The sequence below is a fragment of the Alphaproteobacteria bacterium genome (assembly GCA_018662925.1).
Taxonomy (GTDB): domain Bacteria; phylum Pseudomonadota; class Alphaproteobacteria; order 16-39-46; family JABJFC01; genus JABJFC01.
The window spans coordinates 1-6,974 of sequence record JABJFC010000060.1 but is presented as its reverse complement, the minus strand read 5'-3'; the positions used below and the strand labels follow the sequence as shown (position 1 = coordinate 6,974).

Genomic DNA, 6,974 nt, shown 5'->3' with positions numbered 1-6,974 from the left:
TAGTGGTTCCTTTGGTATGCCCCTTAGTGGTTCCTTTGGTATGCCCCTTAGTGGTTCCTTTGGTATGCCCCTTAGTGGTTCCTTTGGTATGCCCCTTAGTGGTTCCTTTGGTATGCCCCTTAGTGGTTCCTTTGGTTTTACCCTTAGTGGCTCCTTTGGTTTTACCCTTTTTGGATTGTTTGGCTTCTGCCTTTTCAGCCCCTACTACAAGGCTACCGTTCTCGACGGCAAAACCTGTCACAGCTAGGAAAGCTGCAATTGTAAATAGGATTCGTTTCAAAAACTTATAATTGTGTTGCATCGTTGTAGTTCTCCTTGGTGTTTTCTTCCCTAAATAGGCGCGAGGCTGATTGTATACCCTGTCCCTAATGTTATTCATTTTTTACACGTTCACCCGATAATTGTACATGCCGTAGTTTTGTTGTCAACTATCAATCTAACTCACCAAACTCTAAAGAGATTTAGGGATAAGGAGCCAGAAGCGATACAAATGGTGCTTTTTTAACTATCTGAATTAATTGTAAAAATAACAGGATGAATTTAAGTGATATTCATGCAACATGAAAAAAAATCCCTAAATCAAAATTATATTGACAATATTATTGAAGTTTTGAGATTTTCTTGCTGAGCAAATCTTCCTCAAATTGGTATTTATGGTTTTTCAACTCTCGTAATGGATTCATAAAATGTAATTTTATGCTTGAGGAGGCCTAACAGTCGAAAGCACAAAACTTGGAAGGGTCGTGATGAAACAGAATGCAAAGTGGGATCAAAAAGAAATATATCGTCTGAATCAGCAATATATTAAAGGGTATCCTTTGAAAATAATCGCAGAAACAATGGAATTGACGGTTACGGGAATAAATAAATCTCTCGACCGCTTTAATATTAGAAATCCAGAAAATATTCAGCTTAGAAAAGATGCGAGAAGAGATTATATTGTTCACCGCAAAGCTCTTGTTCAACTCCGTTCCATTCCAGTTCCTGTATCAAAATACGCGAGACTTTTAGCTGCTTTTAACTGGGGAAAGTTTGCTACCCGAGTGGATGCGAAGAGAAAGCACCAGGAAACAATGACGGAAGAATTGGATACATTCGTCACTTTTAAAACAGTTATTTCTTGGCTTCAAAAACAAGGGTTTATTGTTAAAGAAATTCCATCCCAAAGAGAGACAGGAAGCGCTGAATCGAAGAAATATCGCATTACTCTTTTTCTCGCTTTTCACAAAAGACCTGTGAGGGTTGGAACGCCACCCCAAGTCCTAATGTTTGCCAATAACTACCGCAATTATCTTGGAATGAGGCCGTTTTATGTGGAAAACATAACGGAGCACTAGCTCATAGAGTTGGGCAAGCTTATTTTACGATACTCTGATAATGGATTTTAACATCAAACACATTACCTCATAAATGGGGCAACAACACTCTAGTCTCAGCGCCTAAACATCACTGAACATCCAAGTCAAAGGCTGCTTTCATTAGAGATTGGGTATATGCGGTTTTGGGTTTTTTGAAAATTTGTTCGGTGGGGCCCTGCTCTACTATGACACCCTGTTTCATTACCATGACACGATGGCTCATGGCCTGGACAACCTTTAGATCGTGACTGATGAAGAGAAAAGCGAGAGCATGGCGTTTTTGCAGGTTGCGGAGTAGATCTATTACTTGAGCTTGTACGGAGCGATCGAGGGCGGAAGTTGGCTCGTCTAAAACGATGAGTTGGGGATTGAGGACGAGGGCGCGGGCAATGGCAATTCGCTGGCGTTGTCCTCCGGATAGTTCATGGGGATAGCGATGCTGTAAATCAAGATCGAGCCCTACATCCTTTATCCCCTGCAAAATAAGGTCTTGCCGATCCTTTTGAGTCGTTCCAATATTATGTACAGAAAGGCCCTCTCCGATAATTTGTGAGACGGACATGCGTGGACTCAGGGAACTAAAGGGATCCTGAAACACAATTTGCATGTTTGCGCGCAGGGGACGGAGTTTTTTTCGGGAGAGTCCTTGGATGTTTTCTCCGCGAAAATCAATGGAGCCCGTACTGTGGATTAATCTAAGAATGGCCATAGCTAGGGATGTTTTCCCGGAGCCACTTTCGCCGACAATGCCCAGGGTTTCTCCGGCTTTTACCGTCACATTTGCGTCTTCGACGGCACGAACATTATCTACTGTATGTTTAAAGACTCCTGCCTTAATGGGGAAAAGTACTTGAAGACGATCGGTTTGGAGGATTTGGCTTGCGTTCTGCTGAATAGGATCTGGTTGACCTTTTGGCTCAGAGGTTAGCAGATGCTTTGTGTAGGCGTGTTTAGGATGGGCAAAGATATTTTTAACTGATCCCATTTCAACGATTTTACCCTGGGTCATAACACACACTCTATGGGCCATTTTTTGGACCACCCCTAGGTCATGAGTAATGAGAAGGATGGCCATCCCCATTTTTTTCTGAAGATGTTTTAGGAGTTCAAGTATTTCCGCTTGAATGGTGACATCAAGAGCGGTTGTGGGCTCATCGGCAATGAGAATGTCTGGTTCATTAGCTAGGGCCATTGCAATCATGACCCGCTGTCGTTCTCCTCCGGAAAGTTCGTGAGGAAATGCTTTCAAGCGTTTCTCTGGATCCTTTAGTTGCGCCAGTCGCAAGAGTTCCAGAACTTCTTTTTTTACCTGCGAAGAGTTTAATTTTTTATGAAGTATGAGAATTTCGCCAATTTGCTTCGAAATGGGTTGGAGTGGGTTCAGGGATGTCATCGGTTCCTGAAAAATCATTGAGATTCTAGCGCCACGGATTGATCTTAGCAGCGATTTCTTGGCACCCATCAGCTCAAAACTCTCAAAGCGTATTTTCCCAGTTGGGTGATAGGCTTTGGGATAGGGAAGAAGCTGAAGTATGGAGAGAGCCGTAACTGATTTTCCGGAACCGCTCTCTCCAACAATGGCAAGGGTTTCTCCCGCCATTAAGGTAAAAGAGATATTCTTTACGGCTTCAATTTCCTTTTGTTCGCTGCGAAAGGAAACAGAAAGATCAGAAACTTCCAGGAGGGCTGTTTGAGTTTTCTTTACCATGGGTTCCCTACCAATTCAGTTTTCTTGGATCAAAGGCATCGCGAACAGCTTCTCCAATGAAGGTTAACAGAGTTAACAGAATTCCAATGGTTATGAATCCAGAAATACCAAGCCAGGGAGCATGAAGGTTATTTTTCCCCTGGGCAAGAATTTCTCCTAGGGAGGGGGAACCTGGCGGAAGTCCAAATCCCAGAAAGTCCAGAGATGTAAGTGTTGTGATGGAGGCATTAAGGATAAAAGGCATAAATGTAAGGGTAGCTACCATTGCATTGGGGAGAACATGACGAACCATTATAACAGGGGAAGCCACACCTAAAGCACGTGCGGCTCTGACAAAATCATAATTTCTGGCTTTTAAGAATTCAGCGCGGACCACATAGACAAGGGATGTCCATTTAAACATGATCATAAGTCCCAGGAGCCACCAAAAGTTTGGCTCTACCAAACTGGAAAGGATAATCAGAAGGTACAGTATAGGGAGACCAATCCAAATTTCGACGAATCTCTGGAAGATAAGATCAATGACGCCTCCAAAGTAGCCCTGAGATCCTCCGGCCAAAAGACCAAGAATGGTCCCAAAAAAAGTTAGAAGAAGTCCAAAAAGGACAGAAATTCTGAAACCATAAATAAGTCGAGCCAACAAGTCTCGCCCCTGGTCATCTGTTCCAAGCCAATTGTTTAAGCTGGGGGGTGAAGGGGCGGGAGAGGGAAGATTATAGTTAATAGAGTCATAGTTGTAAGGAATGAGAGGCCATATCATCCAGCCATGTTCGTCAATTAATTTTTTAACATAAGGGTCGCGGTAGTTGGTCTCAGTTTCGAATTCTCCCCCAAAAGTTGTTTCCGAATAGGTGGAAACGATGGGGCAATAAAAACTTCCTTTGTATCGCACCAGGAGGGGTTTATCGTTTGCAATAATTTCTGCAAAGGCCGTCATCAAAAAGAGAACAAGGAAAATCCAGAGGGACCAAAAGCCACGACGATTTTTACAAAATTGCTTGAGTCGGTGTTGTGCTAGAGGGGAAAGATTCAAGAGTTAACCCTCGCGTTTTTCAAAATCAATACGAGGATCAATGAGGGTATATGTAAAGTCTCCTACGATATTAATTGCTAGACTGAATAAGGTGAAAATATACAAAACCCCAAACATGACGGGATAATCTCGACTTATGGTGGCTTCAAATCCCAGGAGTCCAAGTCCATCGAGAGAAAAGATAACTTCAATAAGAAGAGCGCTGCTAAAGAAAATATGGACAACAGCGGCAGGAAATCCTGAAATAACCACAAGCATAGCGTTTCTGAAAATATGGCCGTAGAGCACTTGTTTTTCTCTTAGTCCCTTGGCTCTGGCGGTTAAGACATATTGTTTGTGAATTTCCTCTAAGAAAGAATTTTTGGTCAAAAGAGTAAGGCTCGCAAATCCACCAATGACCATAGCGGTAATGGGGAGGACCATGTGCCAAAAGTAGTCTGTGATCTTATGGGGCCAGCTGAATTGGCTCCAGTCCTCAGAGACAAGTCCTCTTAACGGAAAAAAGTCCCAAAAACTACCACCAGCGAAGAGAATAATGAGTAGCAGCGCGAAGAGGAAGCTTGGAATTGCGTAACCAATAATAATGAGGGAACTTGTAACAATATCAAAACGGGACCCATCCAGTACGGCTTTTCGGATGCCTAGCGGAATAGAAATGAGGTACACAATAAGGGTAGTCCAGATGCCAAGAGAAATAGAAACAGGCATTTTTTGGACAATGAGCTGTATAACAGGCGTATCTCGAAAATAACTCTTTCCAAAATCAAACATAAGATAATTCTTTACCATGAGAAAGAAACGCTCATAGGCTGGCTTATCGAAACCGTATTGAACCTCAAGTTCTTTGATGAAAGCTGGGTCAAGGCCACGGGCGCCTTTGTACTTTGACATGATAGCGTCATCGGCCAGGTTAAACTGATTATCACCAAAGGCGCCAAGTTCACTGGATTCACCGGAGAAACGGGCCGTAGCAGAAACATCAGTGCCTTTAATTTTCGCGATCATTTGCTCTACTGGACCACCAGGAGCTGCCTGGATGATGATAAAGTTAACGACCAAAATTCCAAATAAAGTTGGGATAATTAGAAGCAAACGACGAAGGAGGTAATTGAGCATATTATTTGTGTTTATTAACTTCCGAAATTTGAAAATATTATTCTTTCGAAGGGACGATAACATAGTTCCCGGAAGCATTTCTATGGGGAAAAGTGTCCTTTGCTTTTTAAATCAGTGGTTGACAGTTTCCCAGGAACAGAGTACCCATTTTTGGAACCAATGGGGGGTGTAGCTCAGTTGGTTAGAGCGCCGGCCTGTCACGCCGGAGGTCGCGGGTTCGAGTCCCGTCACTCCCGCCAACCTACGCTCTTACGAGCTTCGGTTGGCAGGCCACCCCACAAGGGTGGGCAACAATCGGAGTCGTTAGAGATAGGTTGCCTCCCGAAGCCTTTCAGCGCACAACAAATTGAGAAGGTATACCTTGGCGAAGGGATGGCTGGCAGAGTTCATTGCTTTAATTATCAAAAGCATCCTATCGTATAGGTATACTGGATTTCCTGATACATGTACAATCCTCCATGCGGAGGGTCCATGTGGTATGTATATTTTCTTCAACTTAGAAATGAGCAATTTTACGTAGGATCAACAAATGATTTGAAGCGTAGGTTAGCGTCTCATCAGGATGGTGGTGTTATTTCAACAAAACCCTTTCGTCCAGTTGTTTTAAAGTCTTATGTTGCCATAGAGAACGAGAAGAGTGCCAGGGAGCTTGAGCGGTATTTTAAATCTGGTTCTGGTAGGGCTTTTGCAAAAAAGAGATTCTTAGGCTCCTTCTCAAAACGACACTTCTGACACTCCCCCCTGGAGTATTTCTTAGGCTAGGCTATTCTGAGCAACTCAAACAAAATCCCGGTCTGGGTCTATAGGAGCAAACATATCCAGCAACCAAGAGGGAGGACGTTTCATAAGCATCTAGCTTAGAAGCTAATGCAGAAGCGTCATCACACTCGAAAAATCATCGGTCCATACTGAAACATCCTTAGTTGGGACAGTCTTTCTCCAACTTTTCCGTTTCTTAAAGAACTTATTGAATTTATTAGATTGACCAATTACAACCCACCTGGAAGAAGTTATAAAATTTTCCCATTCATCATCGGTTTCAAAGTCATTAACATACATCTTGGCATTAAATGCACTTGCCATCCCCGCTAGCATTGGTTGAAAATCATAATATCTATTAGATATGTTCAAGGCGATGAGGCCACCAGGGGCTAACTTTTTGAAATACAATTCAAAAGCTTCCTTAGTTAACATGTGCGTGGGAATAGAATCGGAGCTAAATGTGTCAACGACGATAAGGTCATATTGTCCATCTTCGGCGTTCCCCATATTTAGGCGAGCATCTCCCAGAATAACCCGTGACTCAGGAGGACAATCTTCAATATATGAGAATAAATTAGATTTCGTTGCTACATAAACTACATCAGGGTCAATCTCATAAAAATCAAATATCTGATCTTTATTTCCAAGGCAAGCACAAGTTCCTGCCCCCATCCCTAAGATGGCAACCCGCTTTCCTTCCACATGCTTAAAAACAGCGCCTAATGGCCCTTTGGGGTGATAATATGTCGTTGGAATCATAGAAAAATCTTCATTCAGACATTGACTCCCATGAAGGGTCGTACCTTGAACATATTCATGAAAAGACTTTCCGTTCACCTCGGTCTCAGAAACTGTGGATATACCCAAAACGAATCAAAGTGCCGATTTCAGTAATTGAAAATCATCATTGATGCGATCCACCATATCGTGGGAAATTTTTGGCCAAGTGATTTCAAAAAAGTCCATGATTGATCTTCGAAATTCTTTTGCAGAAGTA

The 6,974-nt window shown here is 42.7% G+C and carries 7 protein-coding genes and 1 tRNA gene; 3 read left to right on the top strand and 5 right to left on the bottom strand.

All coding sequences use genetic code 11. The features are described from left to right. The coding region (locus HOL16_05140; protein ID MBT5390076.1) for a hypothetical protein at positions 1-301 on the bottom strand (301 nt) is incomplete at its 3' end. Between the two features lie 445 nt (positions 302-746). Between HOL16_05140 and HOL16_05135 the strand changes: the two genes are divergently transcribed. Further along, positions 747-1,337: a hypothetical protein gene (locus HOL16_05135; GenBank protein MBT5390075.1), complete on the top strand. Its 591-nt coding sequence runs from the start codon at positions 747-749 to the stop codon at positions 1,335-1,337. A gap of 109 nt (positions 1,338-1,446) precedes the next feature. On the opposite strand, the gene HOL16_05130 is transcribed toward HOL16_05135, so the two are convergent. The 3 genes from HOL16_05130 to yejB are packed head-to-tail and all read right to left on the bottom strand — an operon-like array spanning position 1,447 to position 5,215. Next, the gene (locus HOL16_05130; protein ID MBT5390074.1) at positions 1,447-3,066 is read right to left on the bottom strand and encodes an ABC transporter ATP-binding protein; all 1,620 of its coding nucleotides are present in this window, start codon (positions 3,064-3,066) and stop codon (positions 1,447-1,449) included. 7 nt (positions 3,067-3,073) lie between these two features. Then, positions 3,074-4,099, bottom strand: coding sequence for an ABC transporter permease (locus HOL16_05125; protein ID MBT5390073.1), 1,026 nt, complete (start codon positions 4,097-4,099; stop codon positions 3,074-3,076). 3 nt (positions 4,100-4,102) lie between these two features. After that, entirely contained in the window at positions 4,103-5,215 is a 1,113-nt protein-coding gene (gene yejB, locus HOL16_05120) for a microcin C ABC transporter permease YejB (GenBank protein ID MBT5390072.1), read from the bottom strand. Positions 5,216-5,377: 162 nt separating this feature from the next. On the opposite strand from yejB, the gene HOL16_05115 reads away from it, so the two are divergent. Then, positions 5,378-5,454 (top strand) — tRNA-Asp (locus HOL16_05115). 232 nt (positions 5,455-5,686) lie between these two features. After that, positions 5,687-5,947, top strand: coding sequence for a GIY-YIG nuclease family protein (locus tag HOL16_05110; GenBank protein MBT5390071.1), 261 nt, complete (start codon positions 5,687-5,689; stop codon positions 5,945-5,947). 132 nt (positions 5,948-6,079) lie between these two features. Here the strand turns inward: HOL16_05110 and HOL16_05105 are convergent, their stop codons facing one another. Next, positions 6,080-6,736 carry a fused MFS/spermidine synthase gene (locus HOL16_05105; GenBank protein ID MBT5390070.1) on the bottom strand — a complete coding sequence of 219 codons (657 nt, stop codon included), beginning with the start codon at positions 6,734-6,736 and terminating at the stop codon, positions 6,080-6,082. Positions 6,737-6,974: the final 238 nt, after the last annotated feature.